The 14,968-nt window shown below is 48.6% G+C and carries 19 protein-coding genes; 5 read left to right on the top strand and 14 right to left on the bottom strand.

Annotation, left to right across the window (positions count from 1 at the left end):
- Positions 1-49 precede the first annotated feature (49 nt).
- A complete protein-coding gene (locus AC3IRK_RS08105; protein WP_489169803.1) occupies positions 50-664 on the top strand; it encodes a hypothetical protein in 615 nt (204 codons plus the stop codon).
- Positions 665-707: 43 nt separating this feature from the next.
- Here the strand turns inward: AC3IRK_RS08105 and AC3IRK_RS08100 are convergent, their stop codons facing one another.
- From AC3IRK_RS08100 to AC3IRK_RS08080, 5 genes are all read right to left on the bottom strand, one after another.
- Positions 708-1,211, bottom strand: a complete 504-nt coding sequence (locus AC3IRK_RS08100) for a DUF1572 family protein (RefSeq protein ID WP_489169802.1) — start codon at positions 1,209-1,211, stop codon at positions 708-710.
- Between the two features lie 20 nt (positions 1,212-1,231).
- Positions 1,232-2,410: a hypothetical protein gene (locus AC3IRK_RS08095; RefSeq protein ID WP_489169801.1), complete on the bottom strand. Its 1,179-nt coding sequence runs from the start codon at positions 2,408-2,410 to the stop codon at positions 1,232-1,234.
- Between the two features lie 148 nt (positions 2,411-2,558).
- Positions 2,559-3,302 (bottom strand): SDR family NAD(P)-dependent oxidoreductase, encoded by a 744-nt coding sequence (locus AC3IRK_RS08090; RefSeq protein ID WP_489169800.1) that lies wholly within the window; start codon positions 3,300-3,302, stop codon positions 2,559-2,561.
- A 24-nt stretch (positions 3,303-3,326) separates the two neighbouring features.
- Positions 3,327-4,121 (bottom strand): SDR family NAD(P)-dependent oxidoreductase, encoded by a 795-nt coding sequence (locus AC3IRK_RS08085; RefSeq protein WP_489169799.1) that lies wholly within the window; start codon positions 4,119-4,121, stop codon positions 3,327-3,329.
- Positions 4,118-4,567, bottom strand: a complete 450-nt coding sequence (locus AC3IRK_RS08080; RefSeq protein WP_131972709.1) for a MarR family winged helix-turn-helix transcriptional regulator — start codon at positions 4,565-4,567, stop codon at positions 4,118-4,120. Before AC3IRK_RS08080 ends, AC3IRK_RS08085 begins: the two co-directional genes overlap by 4 nt.
- Before the next feature lie 226 nt (positions 4,568-4,793).
- Here AC3IRK_RS08080 and AC3IRK_RS08075 point away from each other — a divergent pair, with 226 nt between their 5' ends.
- Both AC3IRK_RS08075 and AC3IRK_RS08070 read left to right on the top strand, forming a co-directional pair.
- A complete protein-coding gene (locus AC3IRK_RS08075; RefSeq protein WP_131972710.1) occupies positions 4,794-6,542 on the top strand; it encodes a HAMP domain-containing methyl-accepting chemotaxis protein in 1,749 nt (582 codons plus the stop codon).
- Positions 6,543-6,650: 108 nt separating this feature from the next.
- A complete protein-coding gene (locus tag AC3IRK_RS08070) occupies positions 6,651-7,052 on the top strand; it encodes a VOC family protein (protein ID WP_131503824.1) in 402 nt (133 codons plus the stop codon).
- 67 nt (positions 7,053-7,119) lie between these two features.
- Here AC3IRK_RS08070 and AC3IRK_RS08065 read toward each other — a convergent pair whose 3' ends face one another.
- The 6 genes from AC3IRK_RS08065 to AC3IRK_RS08040 form a co-directional block, all read right to left on the bottom strand.
- On the bottom strand, positions 7,120-7,497 hold the full coding sequence (locus tag AC3IRK_RS08065) for a hypothetical protein (protein ID WP_131503825.1): 378 nt from the start codon (positions 7,495-7,497) through the stop codon (positions 7,120-7,122).
- A gap of 34 nt (positions 7,498-7,531) precedes the next feature.
- On the bottom strand, positions 7,532-8,074 hold the full coding sequence (locus AC3IRK_RS08060) for a nucleotidyltransferase family protein (RefSeq protein ID WP_489169798.1): 543 nt from the start codon (positions 8,072-8,074) through the stop codon (positions 7,532-7,534).
- 14 nt (positions 8,075-8,088) lie between these two features.
- On the bottom strand, positions 8,089-8,565 hold the full coding sequence (locus AC3IRK_RS08055) for a hypothetical protein (RefSeq protein ID WP_489169797.1): 477 nt from the start codon (positions 8,563-8,565) through the stop codon (positions 8,089-8,091).
- A gap of 131 nt (positions 8,566-8,696) precedes the next feature.
- Positions 8,697-9,659: a DMT family transporter gene (locus AC3IRK_RS08050; RefSeq protein WP_131972712.1), complete on the bottom strand. Its 963-nt coding sequence runs from the start codon at positions 9,657-9,659 to the stop codon at positions 8,697-8,699.
- Positions 9,660-9,754: 95 nt separating this feature from the next.
- The gene (locus AC3IRK_RS08045; RefSeq protein WP_489169796.1) at positions 9,755-10,192 is read right to left on the bottom strand and encodes a hypothetical protein; all 438 of its coding nucleotides are present in this window, start codon (positions 10,190-10,192) and stop codon (positions 9,755-9,757) included.
- Between the two features lie 61 nt (positions 10,193-10,253).
- The gene (locus tag AC3IRK_RS08040) at positions 10,254-10,556 is read right to left on the bottom strand and encodes an antibiotic biosynthesis monooxygenase (RefSeq protein WP_131972714.1); all 303 of its coding nucleotides are present in this window, start codon (positions 10,554-10,556) and stop codon (positions 10,254-10,256) included.
- Positions 10,557-10,673: 117 nt separating this feature from the next.
- On the opposite strand from AC3IRK_RS08040, the gene AC3IRK_RS08035 reads away from it, so the two are divergent.
- Positions 10,674-11,021 carry a hypothetical protein gene (locus AC3IRK_RS08035; protein WP_131972715.1) on the top strand — a complete coding sequence of 116 codons (348 nt, stop codon included), beginning with the start codon at positions 10,674-10,676 and terminating at the stop codon, positions 11,019-11,021.
- Between the two features lie 10 nt (positions 11,022-11,031).
- On the opposite strand, the gene AC3IRK_RS08030 is transcribed toward AC3IRK_RS08035, so the two are convergent.
- Complete coding sequence (locus AC3IRK_RS08030; RefSeq protein WP_131972716.1) at positions 11,032-11,352, bottom strand: hypothetical protein; 321 nt, start codon at positions 11,350-11,352, stop codon at positions 11,032-11,034.
- Between the two features lie 104 nt (positions 11,353-11,456).
- Here AC3IRK_RS08030 and AC3IRK_RS08025 point away from each other — a divergent pair, with 104 nt between their 5' ends.
- On the top strand, positions 11,457-11,633 hold the full coding sequence (locus AC3IRK_RS08025; protein ID WP_165871622.1) for a hypothetical protein: 177 nt from the start codon (positions 11,457-11,459) through the stop codon (positions 11,631-11,633).
- 40 nt (positions 11,634-11,673) lie between these two features.
- Here AC3IRK_RS08025 and AC3IRK_RS08020 read toward each other — a convergent pair whose 3' ends face one another.
- A complete protein-coding gene (locus tag AC3IRK_RS08020) occupies positions 11,674-14,142 on the bottom strand; it encodes an FtsX-like permease family protein (protein WP_131972717.1) in 2,469 nt (822 codons plus the stop codon).
- Entirely contained in the window at positions 14,139-14,882 is a 744-nt protein-coding gene (locus AC3IRK_RS08015; RefSeq protein ID WP_131972718.1) for an ABC transporter ATP-binding protein, read from the bottom strand. Before AC3IRK_RS08015 ends, AC3IRK_RS08020 begins: the two co-directional genes overlap by 4 nt.
- Positions 14,883-14,968: the final 86 nt, after the last annotated feature.

Raw genomic sequence — 14,968 nt, 5'->3', positions numbered from 1 at the left:
TCCATTCCCCTTACACTGAATGTACTTACATATGAGGGGCGTGACGTGGATGTTGAAACAACTGCTTGTCTGTTCACTATCGGCACTTTTACTTGCCGGTTGCAGTACGGAAGAAGCCGTGCCGAAAAAAGTCGTCAAACCAATGGAGCTCCCGTTGACACTTAAATTGGATGAGTCCAAAAAACCGGCAGACGCATTTATAAATAACGCTACCTATGTCATGACCGGTCAAACGGATCAACCTCTTTACCTGACCGGAATAGAGCATTTTGCGTCGGGCAAGCAGAAAATCTGGTTCTCCGAGACAATCAAGCCCGGTCAATATGACGGAAAATCACTGAAACTCAGTCAACAGTTTGACAGCACAAAAGGCTACCGGTCCTACAGATATGAGCTGGAGGATACGATGAATGAGTGGTCCGAAGAATCAAATGATTTGAAAAAATCCTTGATGACGGGTGTCGAGTTTCGGAACAGATCATTCCACGCATCTGAATATGACCTGTTGATGTTAGAAAAGTCGACCATTAATGAGTCCATGGTCGGAAGATCATTAGCTGGTATCCATTCTCCTGAAGGCATCAAACTTAAAAAGGGCGAGCATGCTTTTACGATTTCATTATCGACTAAATCCTTCGGTACCCCAAGTGCACGTACACTATAAAAACAGACCTGTCTCTTCGTAAAAAGAGGCAGGTCTGTTTTGTTCAGTGCCGCTGATGCGGCAACGGGATCGTCAATGGTTTGAAGTCCGGTCCAAGCAGGATTTTCATCAAAAAAATCAGCTGTCCGGTGTGATAGGCATAATGCGCGAGCTGCCGTTCAATCGCGTCGACGACGAGATGCGGTTCACCGCGAATCAAAACGGTCCGCTCCAAATCGTTTGGTGTCAAGGAGGCAAGCGTTGATTCGACGAGTTGCCAGCCGTCGTTCCACAGTGTCAGCAAGGTCCCTTTGTCATGACCCTGGTCGACAAACTCGGCGTCCCGGTTGCGGTCCGGCTTTTCCCCGTCCGTCGTTAAAAAATCGGTCCAGCGTGATGTCATATTGTTTGTCATATGCTGAATCAACAGTGCCACGCTGTTCGTGTCGGGTGCAAGTGTCTGATGGAACTGTTCCTCATTCAGCCAGCCGAGTGCCTGCTCTGCCGGTTCGCGGACGGCCCGGAACCGTGCTTGAATTGCCGTCAAATACACCTCTTCAAAAGCCATTTCATTTCCTCCCTTTGCTGTTAATCCATCACAAAGTCCACACCATTTGCTCCTTCGACCGGTATCGTCCGTAACGTTTTTAAGTTGTCATCCGTGATAATCAATCGGCCTTTTCCGGAAAATGATGTTTTACTTTCCGTGAAATATGACGTCTTCTTATATGGATTCCGGTAGAGGTAACGGTAATAGTTTCCCTCCTTCCAAAAATCAGATCGGACCGGTTCAACCCGGAACGCTTGTCCGAACGTCCACTTAACGAGCCGTTGATCCGTATCGTTTTCACCGGTGCCGATGATTTGATAACCGGTCTGTTTGTTGATCATCCGCATCGGTTCCGTCGCCCAGTAGTTGACATCATCCAATACTGAAAATGACTTTTGCTGCATCGTTCCGTTCGTCTTCAGCCGGATCATCACGCCGTCGGTCGTTGCAAAATACGCGGTCTCTTTCGCACCGTATAACGCCGTATAGGCATACGGTTCGTCCGCTTTTCGAATGACGCGTGATTTTCCGGTCGTCTGGTCGAGCAGGACCATTCCGGCCGCCCCTTCTTTATCATCCTCGGTACCGTTGTTGGCATAAGCAATCGTCTGATCCAGTTCAAGAATCGGTGAATCAAAGACCGGCATCAGCCGGTCTTCAATCGGATACCGTTTGTCTGTCCGGACGTTGATTAACTGAATTTTTTCCTTTGGCTTCGAGGCATTGGATTCCAGCCAGACATCTTTCCCGTAATGGGCAACGGATGTGATCGCTGTATTCGGCACCTCATGTTTTGTAAACGTGCCCCGTTTTAAATCGTACGTAAAAAAGTGATCTGCTTCGATGCCATCCGGGTGATGTGCATAGATGTGCCGCGGATCCGTTCCTTTTTGCGACAGCATCATCAGATAGAAATCCGGGTCAGCAATTGCTTCTGCCTTCAGCTCTTTCCCCGTTTTCGAGAGTGTCGTCATCAATCCCGGTTCTTGCGGATCATCCTGTGTTTCTTTATAACGGTTAATATCGCTTCCATACAGCAGGATGACCTGACCATCTTTTGGTGTAAACGTCATCGTCGTGAGATCCTTCGAAATGACCGGATAGGAAACGGCTTTTGGTTCCTCCGGACGCAATCCGAGATATAAAGCACCTGCACTGACCAAAACGGTCAGGCCCGCCGATCCGTACAGCATTCGTTTTTTCCATGATTGAAGCATGAATATCCACTCATTTCGTTTGTCATTTTCACCTTCCATTGTACCGTTTTTTTTGTAAAAAAATTCTTTAAAAACGGATTTTCATTACCAATTGACCTGTTGTTCCATAAAAAAGACACTGTCGGATGGACAGCGTCTTTCATTTCAGTTATCTGGCTGTGACGCCACCATCTACCGGAAGACCGATTCCCGAAATATGGCTCGCTTCATCTGTTGCGAGGAAAAGAATAGCGTGCGCGACTTCTTCGGCTTGTCCGACATGGCCAAGCGGAATTACCTGTTCAAAATAGTCTTTATACGCGGCCATCGACGGGGCACTCATCTTCGTCTCGATGTAACCCGGGTAAACGGCATTGACCCGGATATTGTACTTGCCGTAATCGACAGCCGCCGCCCGTGTCACCGCATCAATCGCGCCTTTTGATGCCGTATAACCACCGGCTCCTGCCATTCCGCTGATGGCAGAAATCGAAGCGATGTTGACGATTGAACCCCCGGTCTCCTGCATCAACTGAATCGCCTGTTGCATCCCGAGCAGAACACTGTTGATGTTGATGTTAAAAATTCGGGACCAATCGGTTTCGTTCTGCTCTAAAAACGGGGTACTCAACGCAATGCCGGCATTGTTGACCAGAACATCCAGTCGATTAAACTCCCGCTCAATCATGTCGATGACGTCTTGCCAACTTTCACGGGAAGAGACGTCGTGGTGTAAGGCATATGCTTGACCCCCTTCAAGCAAGATCTGTTTGACGACAGCACGGACGGCCTCCTCATTGATGTCGGTCGCGACGACGACGGCACCTTCACGCGCCGCCATTAATGCGGTTGCTTCACCCATGCCACTTCCGGCACCGGTAATTAACATGATTTTTTCTGCTAATCGATTCATCTTCATTCACTCCGTTTCTTGATGTTAAGGTTGCATCGCTAAAAAATCGGGACTGGTCGGATTGCCGATATAATGTCCACCTTCAATTTGTAAGGTCTGCCCGGTCATGAACTTTGATTCGTCCGACGCAAGATAAACGACGGCATGTCCGATGTCATTCGCCTCACCGTGATACGGGAGGGCATTGTATTTTTCGAAGGTCGCAAGCAGACTGGGACTCATGTTGGCTTTTGCTGCCGGTGTCAAAATCAAACCGGGAGCAATCGCATTACAGCGGATCAAATCCTTCCCGTACTGCGTCGCGATATACTTCGTCAGCTGAACGATGGCAGCTTTCGATGTTCCGTAAGCCGAGCGGATACTGTCGCCCGCAAAAGCCGACATCGAAGCTGTATTGATGATAGAGCCGCCGCCAGCCTGTTTCATATGTGGAATCGCATAACGGGCACCGAGCAAGACACTTTTGACGTTAACGTTCATCAAACGATCCCATTCCGCGAGGTCCATCGCGACGACATCGAGATCTTTCTGAAGATTCGTCAGACCGACGTTGTTAAACAGGATGTTAAGTTTTCCATAGGTTTCGACGGTAAATGTAACGGCATTCTGGATCGAATCGGCTTCCGATGCATCCAGGAAGACCGCCTGAACCTGTTTTCCTTGTCTCCGTAAACCGGCCGCCACGTCTTTTGCACCCTTTATGTTGTAATCTGCTATTACGACCGCAGCACCTTCTTCCGCAAGCAATGTTGCTGCCGATAAGCCGATACCTGACGCACCTCCTGTCACCAACGCTACTTTTCCCGCTACTCGATTCATCGTTTCACTCCGTTCTCCCGCTTTGCCCGGATATGGGTCAACAGTTTTTCGTTGATTGCTAAATAAAGCCGAATCTCTTCTTCATCCAACACGTCATACAGTTCAAGATACTGTTGTTTTCCGATCGCCTGAGCTTCACTTAAGACCTGTTCGCCCTGCTCTGTGATTTGGAGCAACACCTGCCGCCGGTCTTGTTCGTTGTAGACCCGCTCGACCAGTTCAAGCTGGATCAGTTTTTTGGCGATATTCGTCATCGCCCCTCCCGTAAAACCAAGTGTTTCCGCTAACTTCATTTGATTTTGAGGTCCTTTTCGTTTTAACTCCCCTAATGTCAAAATCGGTGAGATGCCGATTTTGTGCGGAAAACGAGCGTTCCAATCAATAATGGCTTCATTTGTCACAGCTTCCACCGTATGAATCATCTTAAAAAGTTGATCTTGTTCCATTGTCCCCACATCCTTTTGGTTGTTATTCTGTCCAACCAGCATTTTTACTTACCACGTTAAATAATTTAACACTAAACTATTTAACTGTAAACTTTTTTAAGTAATAGGATATCCCGCACGTTTTTTTGTTCACCTCGTACTTTATTTACTACGCTCGCTATAACTTTTTAAAATTTCAGCCGATAAAATAGATAAGCAACACGCAAAACATCACCAGGAGGATTATATGGACACAACACGGACTCATTCCATCAGAACACGTTTACTACTCATCATCAGCTTGATTCTCATCCTGTTCTTTGTTTTCAGTAGCGTCTCGCTTTACCTGACAACTAAACAAACCGCGCTATCGACACTCAAGAAAACAGCGGAACAGGATGCGCTCCGGATTTCAGCCTCCGTCGATTCCGCCGCTTATCAAGAATTTTTAAAAAATCCTACGAATGACGCGATCTATGATGAATTACGAGAATCACTGGATCAACTCCGCAAGCAAAACGGATTGTTGTATGCCTACACGGCAAAAGTGGACCAAAATCAGGTCAAACTATTGATTGACGGTCTACCGGTTGCAGAGGCCGCAAACATCAATGATCCGGCAACCGGTGCTGTTGCCTCCGACATGAAGGACGTCTTACGCGGAGAGATCCACTCAACCGATGTCATCGATGATCCAAAATTCGGAAAATATATCAGCGTCTATGTTCCGTTAAAAAGTCCGACCGGAAACATCATCGGTATTCTAGGAACCGACATCGCAGCGAAAGACGTCGAAAACTTGACGACGGCGATGCTCAAACAAACGTTGCCGCTTTTTATCGGTCTGTTGATCGGTTTACTCGTTGTGACGCTGGGGCTTCTCTATTACATACTCGGCCGGAAACTGAAACCGCTTGAGACCCTGCAGTCCGTCGCCAAGATGATTGCCGATGGAAAACTCGAGCTGGCCCATCAGACGATGCACCGTTTGACGATTCCGGCAAAAGATGAAATCTACGCACTCGCCCGCTCGATTCAGCAAATGAATGAAACGCTTCGGTTGATGATCGTCGACATCAAACGGACGACGGTGCTCGTGACAGAAACCAGTCAAGCCATCGACGCCGGCACGACGGAAGTGCTCGACGGTTCAACGCAGATTGCCGAAACGATGTCGGAAATTGCGATGGGGACCGAAAGTCAGACACATACGACACTCGCCTTGACGGACGAGATGACCGGCTTCTCCGCGCTTGTCCAAAAGACGGCTGACGACAGTCAAGACATCGAACAGACGGTCGAAACGATGCGAAGCGTGTCGCAAGAAGGACAAACGCAGATGAAACAATCCGTTGTCCGGATGAACACGATTCATACGCACGTCGCCGAAGCCACGGAGCAGGTTCGACAATTGAAACAACAATCGAACGATATCCAGGCGCTCGTGACGATCATCCGTGACATCGCGGCGCAAACGAATTTACTGGCATTGAACGCCGCCATCGAAGCGGCGCGTGCCGGCGAACAGGGAAAAGGATTTGCTGTCGTCGCGACCGAAGTCAAGAAACTGTCGACCCATGTCGCAAGCAGTGTCGATCAAATCGCTGCCATCGTCCAAAATATCACCGGGAATTCAACACAAATGGAAGTCCGGTTTGTTGAGACCCTCCAAGAGACACGACTCGGGCAGCAGGAAATCCAAGCGACGGACAGCTCGTTTTCGCAAATCGCGGGACAAGTTGGAACTGTCGCTGCGTCGGCGTCTGATATGCGCAGGCAAATGCTTGATGTCGCCCGGACGGAAGCCCGGATTCGCAGTGCGTTGACAGAAATTGCCGCCGTTGCCGAAGAACATACGGCCGGTAATGAAGAAGTCGCCGCAGCATCGGAACAGATGATTGCAACGATTACCGGATTACATGTCCTGGTTGAGACGTTGAATGAAACATCGGCTTACTTGACTGATCAGACAGAGAAGTTTGAACTGGAATCATGAAAAACGTCCGTTTCCTCATAGGAAGCGGACGTTTGTTTATGCTAAAATTTAAACCGGAATCGCTGAACATAATCTATTTTGTGACTGACTGGAAAGGACGTTATTTCATTGAAACAAATCCATCATCTCTGTATCCAGACGACTGATTACATCGCGTCAAAAACCTTTTACGAACAACTCGGCTTCGAGCTGATCCAGGAATCACCCGATTTCCATACACGTGCCTTCAACAGTTGGTTAAAGCTGGGTGACTTCTATATCGAACTCCAGACAAACAAAGTCGACGAGACATTGAAGTCCTATACGAAACATGCGGCCGGTCCCGTCCACTTCGCATTGTATGTCGATGATTTACAGGCGGAAGTCGCACGGCTCGAACAACTCGGCATGCCGTTTTTGCCGAAACATGGCGGTAATATTTACTTCGTCGTCGACGGTCATCTCAGTAAACTGAAGGCACCGGAAGGAACGATCATCGAACTACGGGATACGTGGACGATCAAAGAATAATCAAACAAACGCTTATGCCTCGTATATTCAGGGCATAAGCGTTTTTCCGTTACAATAAAAAATTTTGTCATTTGATTCCCAAGTTCTCGATATACGTCGTTTTTGCCTTGTCGAGTTCATCCGACACCGTTTTCAATTCTTTCCTTACGTACTGGTCACCCTGCTTTTGATAGACACTTTCTTGCAGTGACTTCTTACCTCCCTGCACAGGTGCATCATAGGACAATTCAATCCAGTCCCCGTCATCACTGACTTCAATTCCCGTTTCTTTTCGGACGATCGGATCGTGGTTCCGTCGTACGAGTTCTTCGTTTTCCAGTTTAATCACGGTATCGATGGATTCGTTAAACTTCTTTTTGTAGTCAGGTGGCGGTGCTGGTTCCCGGAATAGGTAAAAGACAATCAAGGCTCCGAGACTGACAAGCAACATCTTTTGAAAGTTCATCTGTACCCTCCTTTTACAGCCGATCATGAATTATTCAGAACTGATTGACTATCTGTAAATCATGCCGCTTGTCCCATCCCTTGTCGGCTACGCGTTTTTGAAAGATAGTATGATGCGGTAATCCTTTTGAGAACAGCGGGGTCGGACGAATCGTCCGGGTCTGTAAATCGGATGCGCCATATGCCAGGTACAACTGAAATTGTCCGTCCGTTAACTTCGCCGCAATCGCCGTCACCGTCTCCGGAAAATGCGCGATCGCGTCACAGGTCGATTGATACGGCGGTAACTCGTTTTTCAGATGCATCCGCGCCTGATTTTTAACGGACCACGGCAACGGTTGCCAAGATTTCAATAACGCTTCATACTGTTTTTCCGTCGCTTCCGATGTATCGGTCGCGTCGTAATAGACGACATCGATATCCTGTTCCTCAGTCAAAGTCAGCCCCCAAATCAACGACCGGATGTAACCGGCGCAAATCCAGGCATCCGGCAGTCCGAGCCGGTCGACGAAAGTTAACTGTTCGTGCAGTATTTCATTTTCACTTAAGACATGGTAAATGTCATTGGTTTCTTGCATCGATTGGCCCCCATTTAAATCTTCAACTTTTTCCACGTCTTCGGATAGGTCCGCAACTCTTTTTTTGTCGGATGCTCGGGATCGAGTACTTTTCCACGGCGTTCAAGGATCGTATCCGCCATCAAGAGCATGATGGCGAGCAACAGATACACACCGATGCTCGTGAAGAACGGCAAGCTCAGATTTAATACGACCGGCAGAAAAAGACCGACCAAGACGATGAAACAGTAATCAATTACATACTGGATTTGGATGATCCGCTTCATTGCCGGATAAGGCGTCAGCGCCATATCCCGGTTGACTTCTTTGGAATGCAACTGGGCAATCAGCACCAGTGCAACGATGAGAACGGCGAACGGCCAGTAGGCACCGCGGTTGGCGACAATCAGGACAATACTTGTTCCGTATAATAATGCGCTCATCATCCGTTGCTTCACCAGATGTCGTTTCGCTTCTTGGATGAACTGGGTACGTTCTTGTTTATTTTTCATGTTCTTCGCTCCTTCCACTTTCATTATACAATTTATAGGAGATGATGAATCATAGTATGGAAAGAATGGAGTGTTTAAAACTAAAAATGTCTCTTTTTCGGATTGATTAGATCCAAAAAGGAGACATTTCTTTACAAGCGAATCAAAATGATCCCGACAATCATCAAACCAAGGCTAAATAATTGAACACCGGTGACCGGCGTTTTGGCTGCGCCAAACCATCCGAAGCGGTCAATCAACAGACTGCCGGTCAACAGACCGATCGTGACGATGACGACGGCAACGCCCGTTCCAACGAGCGGGACGATAACTGCATTCCCGGCGATAAACAAGGCGCCGATCAACCCGCCGATCCAAATCCACCATGGAGTCGGGAGCGACCGGTCAAACTGCCACTTCGTCCGGACGATCAGATTGACAAGCAACAAGGTCACCGTTCCGACGATAAAGGAAATCAATGCTGCTTTAATGGCGGACTCGAGCACAACTCCGAGATGGCCGTTAATCGCAGCTTGGGCGGCACTCATCATACCCATGATGACACCAAGGACCCGCCAACCGTAAATCGTTGGATCGACTGGTTTCGCTTGTTCCGGATAGCGGCGTTTTGAAAGCCAATCGCCGAGCGCAACCGTTCCGACGACACCAAGTAAAACAAATCCCGCACCGATTAGTCTTGTGGACGAAAGCGGTGTGGAATTTGTAGAAAACCAACCGAAGTTGTCAATCAACAGCCCCATCAGCACCTGTCCAAAAATCGGCATGATCACCGTCTGGACACCGCCAATTCGCGGAAAGAGCAGAATGTTTCCAGTTAAAAAGATGACACCGAGCACACCGCCGATCCAAATCCAGGCGGGTTCCGACCAGACACCCGGATTCAGACGGAAATTCTGTTCCACGAACAGCGTCAGGACGATCAAAAAAACCGTCCCGATGCTGAAAGAGAGCAGAGAGGCAAGGAACGGCGAGCCGACGATGCCGCGTAAGCGTGTGTTGACACTCGTTTGAACGGGCACGAGGATCCCGATGATTAATCCGATGATAATGGCAAGAATAAGAAGCCCTCCTTTTGTACGAGTCGTTCCTATCATATGCCAGAGCCGGACAGGAAAGCGATTTGCCTGCTTATACCGTCAGTTGAACACAAGAAAAAGCATCCGGATGCTTTTTCAACAGATGGATTTAGTCAGCGGTATTCTTTGCTCATCGGCTGTTCTGGATCGGCTCGACGGATCCGGTGCTCAAGGACGGTTTCGATGACAATCGCCAGCAGCATGAAGCCTGCCACGTAAAGCAGTGATATGTCCGTATCATCTCTAAGTTCAGTAGTGACGATCAGGAGCAGCATGAGTGAAATGATACCAAAACCCATGATGGACCTGAGTCGAATCAACCGTTTGGCACGTGTCGAGTCTGACAGCCGACTGATTTCGAAACTTTCGCGACCTAACATCATGCCGGAAACCGCGAGTGCACAGATTAGTATCAGAATCGACCAAATGGATCGGTCAAAAAAGTGAGCCGCTAAAAAGGCGCCACCGGTAACGACTGCCGATAAAATCCGGGCCGGTTTCGTTCGCTTGCGGATGGTCTGAATGGTTTGGATCCATTCTTGTTTGTTCATCTTCTCACCTCATGACGATCATACGTGTTCTGGCTATAAGGGGTCCCTCTTTTTGTGAAAATTATGCCAGACCTTTGCCCCCGTGCGGCTGGTCTTCCAGCAACCGCTCGACCTTTAACAGAATCGGTCGCGCCTGTTCAATCAATTGCCGGGTCGCCGGCAACTGTAAAGACGCAGCATGTGCCGCTTGATCCGTCCAAATCTCCCGGACTATTACGGTATCAGCTTCTTCGGTCGTACTGACGACATACTGCTTACAATCCGAGACATCCTGTAAGGAAGTTGCTGCTTCTAACAGTACCTCCACCAATCGTTGTCCCTCACCGACTTGTGTCTTAAACTTTGTCCATAACCCATAATACATCTTTGTTTCCCCTCTCATGACATGATGATCGATTGTTTAAATCAAGTTTCTGGGAACATTTAGTTGAAAAATACGTATATTAAAAATAGCTTACATAATAAAAAGGAGGATGCTCTATTGAAAAAACGTCTGCTTGTCACGACCGGTTTGTATCTGCTCGTCATGATGATGACGATATATGCCATCTTTTTCGAACAATCCGATTCGACTTTTCTGCTAGTCATCCAACTTGGACTGTTGATCCATTTCTACTTTCAGTACCGGATGTCGTACATCGTCCCTGATCAGGATCTTCCTACTACACCATTTCGATTGAATGTCCTTCGAACCGTACTGATTGTAGCAGCCTTCGTCTCGTACATAATGCTTGATTCCGTGCCGCTCCTGCTCGCAACGGCTGTCGCTTTAGCGCTCGCTGTCCCGACGCTCGTTTCCTACTTGCGTTTACGGACGCAGGAAGACTGATGCGTTCAGCTTATTCCCGTTCCGGTAACGAGCGGGTCCGTCCGACGAAAACGACCTGTTGTTTCACCAGTCGAAAGACCTGATACTCGCCGCGCGGATCGGTTTTCAATTGAACGGCGACCTGATGCCTTGCCTCTTTCGAAGAAGCCGTCTTGTCATAGGCAGACCTGACCGCAATGATCGTCTCTTTGCCATATTGCTCGGAGACGTGTTTTGTCACCCGGGCCCGTACGATTTGTTCAAACGTTTCATCCTGTTCCTGCTCAAGAAAAAACCAACCGATGCCGCCGATCATTCCTAATAAGAGTAGTGCCAGTACCGTCTTTCGCATTTCGAACGCCCCGTTTCCGTTTTGTTCTCTGTAGACAGAATTCGCTGTTCATTAAAGATTTCCTGCTTTTTGAAGAAAAGCCGGGAACGAAAGGAGGTTCTTCATTGTTTTCTCGTACTTTTCGCTGGTTCCTCGCTGGATTGATTTTCATCAATCTGCTGAATACAACAGTTCTTGACCTGCCACGCTTGACGCTTGTGACGAATGTGTTACTCGTACTGGTCGCATTGTTCTTTCTCGTCCGTTTGCTGAAATCTTCGCACCATAAAAACAAGCCGTGAATCCGTCCCTCTTGCAGGAATCGGATGCACGGCTTGTTTGTTACTGATTTAATTCGTCGACCAAATTCTCCTGTTTGCGTCTTGTCGCAAAAAAGACCAGTCCGAATACGAGCATAACCAGCCCGACAACTGTCGCACTGATACTCGTCAAGTTCAATGCGATGTCTCCACCGTCGACGCGTGAAATCAAGAAGGTCGTTCCGATGCCGGTAATGAGTCCGAATCCAATCCCGCTGCCGATAAAAATCAGCATCTGAATCACAATCAGACGCCGGAGGGATGACCGGGTCAAGACCAACGTCCGGAGCAACGCATACTCACGTCGTTTCGTCGCTAAATAATTCAACAATGAATTGGCAAGTCCAAACCAGACCGAGACACTCATGACGGCGAGTGCAACAATGAAAACAATCCACCGTTCCTGCAATTGTTGATTCGCCAGTTTGACTGATGTCTCATACTGATTCAGCTGGAGTGTCGGGTAACGGGTCGTCAGCTCCTGCAAGATTGCTCTGGATTGTTCGGTGTCGGTTGCGTCTATGTACAAGGCTCCAATCCGGTCTTCAGAAGTCCGGATCGAAGACCGCCAGTCGAACCAGGCATCCGTTGGTAAGTCCGGATCAATCCGTCCGATTTCATATTTACCAACCGAGACAGTCCCCGCTTCTCCATTGATAAACCGCCCCATCTCAAGCCGGTCGCCGACTGCTAAGTCATTTGCTTTGGCAAATGTCTCGGAGACGATGAATTGATCGCGTGTTGAAGAAAGAACCGGTTTCCTGAGTGCGTCGAGCCGTTCAAAATCGGTCAGTGCATAACTTAAAGTGATCGTTTGATCAGACTTGAGAATTTCAAGTCCACTCGCCGGTGAAATAAACGTACTTTTTGCTTTCGGCAGTTCTTTTTCAATCGTCTGTGTCAGTTCTAGCGGATCAGCTTTTGTCCCTTCAATCAAGCGGCTTTTCAGAACCAGTTCTGTCGGATACTGTTCTTTCAGATAGGTCAGCTCATGTTGTTTGATCGTCTCGAGGAACGTCGAACCGAGTACAACGACGACGAGTAAAATCTGCACAATCAGCATCAACAACGCATTTTTCCGTAGTTGCGGCAATACACTTCGAACCGCCACAAACGTCGTCGGCCCGGCTACTTTTTGAAGCAACGGCTCAATCCGAACCAATAGCTGTTGAAGCAATAAGGGCGTTGCGCTGTACATCAGCACGAGAAAACTGATGGTCGATCCGAGATAACCGCCGGCCCGGTGATTCTCGGTTTGTGCGAGAATCGTCGCATATAACAATGCACCGACAGTAAGAGCCGCGAACGTCTTGGCCATCCGTTCCCGAAGCCGCGACACTTTAGGTCCGGCATGGTTTTGACGCATGACGTGAATCGGCAGAATCCGCCGGTTGCGGTAAGCAGAGCCACTCAGCAATAACAGAATCAACAGACTGCTGCCGACCGTCACGAGACCGGCCAGCTGCCAGTTAAAGGCAATCACCGTCCCCTTGAGTGCAAACAATTCCCGCCACTGCTCCTGCAATGCTCCGTAAAATAATCCGCTTAATAAAAAAGCCATCAATGCTCCGGCGCAGACAATCAGACTCGACTGCATCATGAAGATTTGGAACAATTGCCGCGTCGTCGCTCCAAGCGTCCGCATGATGGCGAATTGATAGCGGTGTTTGCGGAGAAAGACATCAAAATTCGTCATCAGGATAAACGCGGAGACGATTAAAATCAATCCGGCAATGATGGCGACATAGACCTGCATCGCTGAAACACCGTTAACGTCAGAAGCGGCAGTTTCTGCGAGATCCACGCGCAATCCCGGGACTTTTTGAGTTAAACGGTCGGCATAATCTACGACGTCCGCATCCGGTTTTAATTGAACCAACACATACGTCGCACGCTTCTTCTGACTGACATCGGCATTTAGTTGTGTCACATCGTCATAGTTCATCACAAGCGTATCCGGTGCCGTCCCGCTTGCCGCAGCATCCGGCAAAATCTCAACCACCTCGTACTTAGCACTTGAAACGGTCAGTTCCTGCCCGACTTTTACATCAAATGCCTCGGCTAATCCCGCATTCAGGATGATATCACCGCGGTCGATGGATCGTTTGATGTGATAGCGGCTTTTCGCAAGTGAATCGTTTTTTATCCCGATCGTATACACATCGGCCGTCGTTTGACCGGTCACGGTCAGATTCGTGATCAACACCGGTGAGAGCTGCCTGGTCTGTTTATCCTGCGTTAAGCGGTCGAGGAAGGACTGATCAATCACTTCCGTCCGTTTATCTTGATACCCGACCGATAAATCCATCTTGCCATAAAGCCGCTCGATATCCGCTTGAACGGACGCCTGGCTTTGCGAGACGAATAATACCATCGACAGGACAAGCAAAATCGAAATCATGACGCTGCCGATCGACGTCAGCAGGATCATCGGGCTTTTCCGGTATAATTTCAGAGCCAACCGGAACAAATGCCGTTTTTCCTGCTTCATACCGACCTCACGTAACGCTCAAACGTCTCCATGATGGGTCCAAGTTCACCGGTCGACGGCTGATCGGCCACGATGCGTCCGTCGTGGAAGTAGAGGATTCGATCGGCGTAAGACGCAACTTGCGCATCATGCGTGACGAGCAGGATGCTGGTCTGTTGGTCTTTGTTCAATGCTTTCAGCAGTGTCATGATGTCTGTTGATGTACGGAAATCGAGATTACCGGTCGGCTCATCCGCTAAAATGATCGGTGGCTCGGCAATCAAGGCACGGGCAATTGCCACCCGTTGCTGTTGGCCGCCCGATAATTCAGTCGGCCGGTGTTTCGCCCACCGTGACAGACCAACGTGCTCCAGCAGATGGTCCATCCGTTGCCGGATAGTCGTTGCGTCCACTCCTTTGAGCATCAACGGCAAGGCGATATTTTCCGAAACCGTCAAATCGTCGAGCAGATGAAACGATTGAAAAATGAATCCGATATTTTGTTGGCGGTATAACGTCGCTGCCGGCTCGGTAAAGATATCGCGTTGCGGTTCGTCCCGCAGCCGCAGTGTCCCGCCGGTCGGCTGATCGAGTGCCCCGAGAATGTTCAGCAAGGTGCTTTTTCCGGATCCGCTCGTTCCCATGATGGCAATAAATTCCCCTTCCTGCATCGAAAACGAGACGTCGTCCAGTGCATGAATTGTTTCGGTTCCTCTTATGTATGTCTTCGTCAATCGTTCGATCTGTAATAAGTTGGTCATTCCAACACCTCTAGTTTACAATTTAATTCCATTTATCATTATACACAAGACGTCATCTTCAAACTAATATTTTCCAAAATCAAAAA

The organism is Exiguobacterium sp. GL_137 (assembly GCF_057834585.1).
This window is presented reverse-complemented; position numbering and strand designations above follow the sequence as displayed.

Bases quoted from the DNA above. Each gene is read 5' to 3' on its own strand.
- AC3IRK_RS08105 (WP_489169803.1), top strand. From the start codon at position 50: ATGTTGAAACAACTGCTTGTCTGTTCACTATCGGCACTTTTACTTGCC.
- AC3IRK_RS08100 (WP_489169802.1), bottom strand. From the start codon at position 1,211: ATGGCTTTTGAAGAGGTGTATTTGACGGCAATTCAAGCACGGTTCCGG.
- AC3IRK_RS08095 (WP_489169801.1), bottom strand. From the start codon at position 2,410: ATGCTTCAATCATGGAAAAAACGAATGCTGTACGGATCGGCGGGCCTG.
- AC3IRK_RS08090 (WP_489169800.1), bottom strand. From the start codon at position 3,302: ATGAATCGATTAGCAGAAAAAATCATGTTAATTACCGGTGCCGGAAGT.
- AC3IRK_RS08085 (WP_489169799.1), bottom strand. From the start codon at position 4,121: ATGAATCGAGTAGCGGGAAAAGTAGCGTTGGTGACAGGAGGTGCGTCA.
- AC3IRK_RS08080 (WP_131972709.1), bottom strand. From the start codon at position 4,567: ATGGAACAAGATCAACTTTTTAAGATGATTCATACGGTGGAAGCTGTG.
- AC3IRK_RS08075 (WP_131972710.1), top strand. From the start codon at position 4,794: ATGGACACAACACGGACTCATTCCATCAGAACACGTTTACTACTCATC.
- AC3IRK_RS08065 (WP_131503825.1), bottom strand. From the start codon at position 7,497: ATGAACTTTCAAAAGATGTTGCTTGTCAGTCTCGGAGCCTTGATTGTC.
- AC3IRK_RS08060 (WP_489169798.1), bottom strand. From the start codon at position 8,074: ATGCAAGAAACCAATGACATTTACCATGTCTTAAGTGAAAATGAAATA.
- AC3IRK_RS08055 (WP_489169797.1), bottom strand. From the start codon at position 8,565: ATGAAAAATAAACAAGAACGTACCCAGTTCATCCAAGAAGCGAAACGA.
- AC3IRK_RS08050 (WP_131972712.1), bottom strand. From the start codon at position 9,659: ATGATAGGAACGACTCGTACAAAAGGAGGGCTTCTTATTCTTGCCATT.
- AC3IRK_RS08045 (WP_489169796.1), bottom strand. From the start codon at position 10,192: ATGAACAAACAAGAATGGATCCAAACCATTCAGACCATCCGCAAGCGA.
- AC3IRK_RS08040 (WP_131972714.1), bottom strand. From the start codon at position 10,556: ATGTATTATGGGTTATGGACAAAGTTTAAGACACAAGTCGGTGAGGGA.
- AC3IRK_RS08030 (WP_131972716.1), bottom strand. From the start codon at position 11,352: ATGCGAAAGACGGTACTGGCACTACTCTTATTAGGAATGATCGGCGGC.
- AC3IRK_RS08020 (WP_131972717.1), bottom strand. From the start codon at position 14,142: ATGAAGCAGGAAAAACGGCATTTGTTCCGGTTGGCTCTGAAATTATAC.
- AC3IRK_RS08015 (WP_131972718.1), bottom strand. From the start codon at position 14,882: ATGACCAACTTATTACAGATCGAACGATTGACGAAGACATACATAAGA.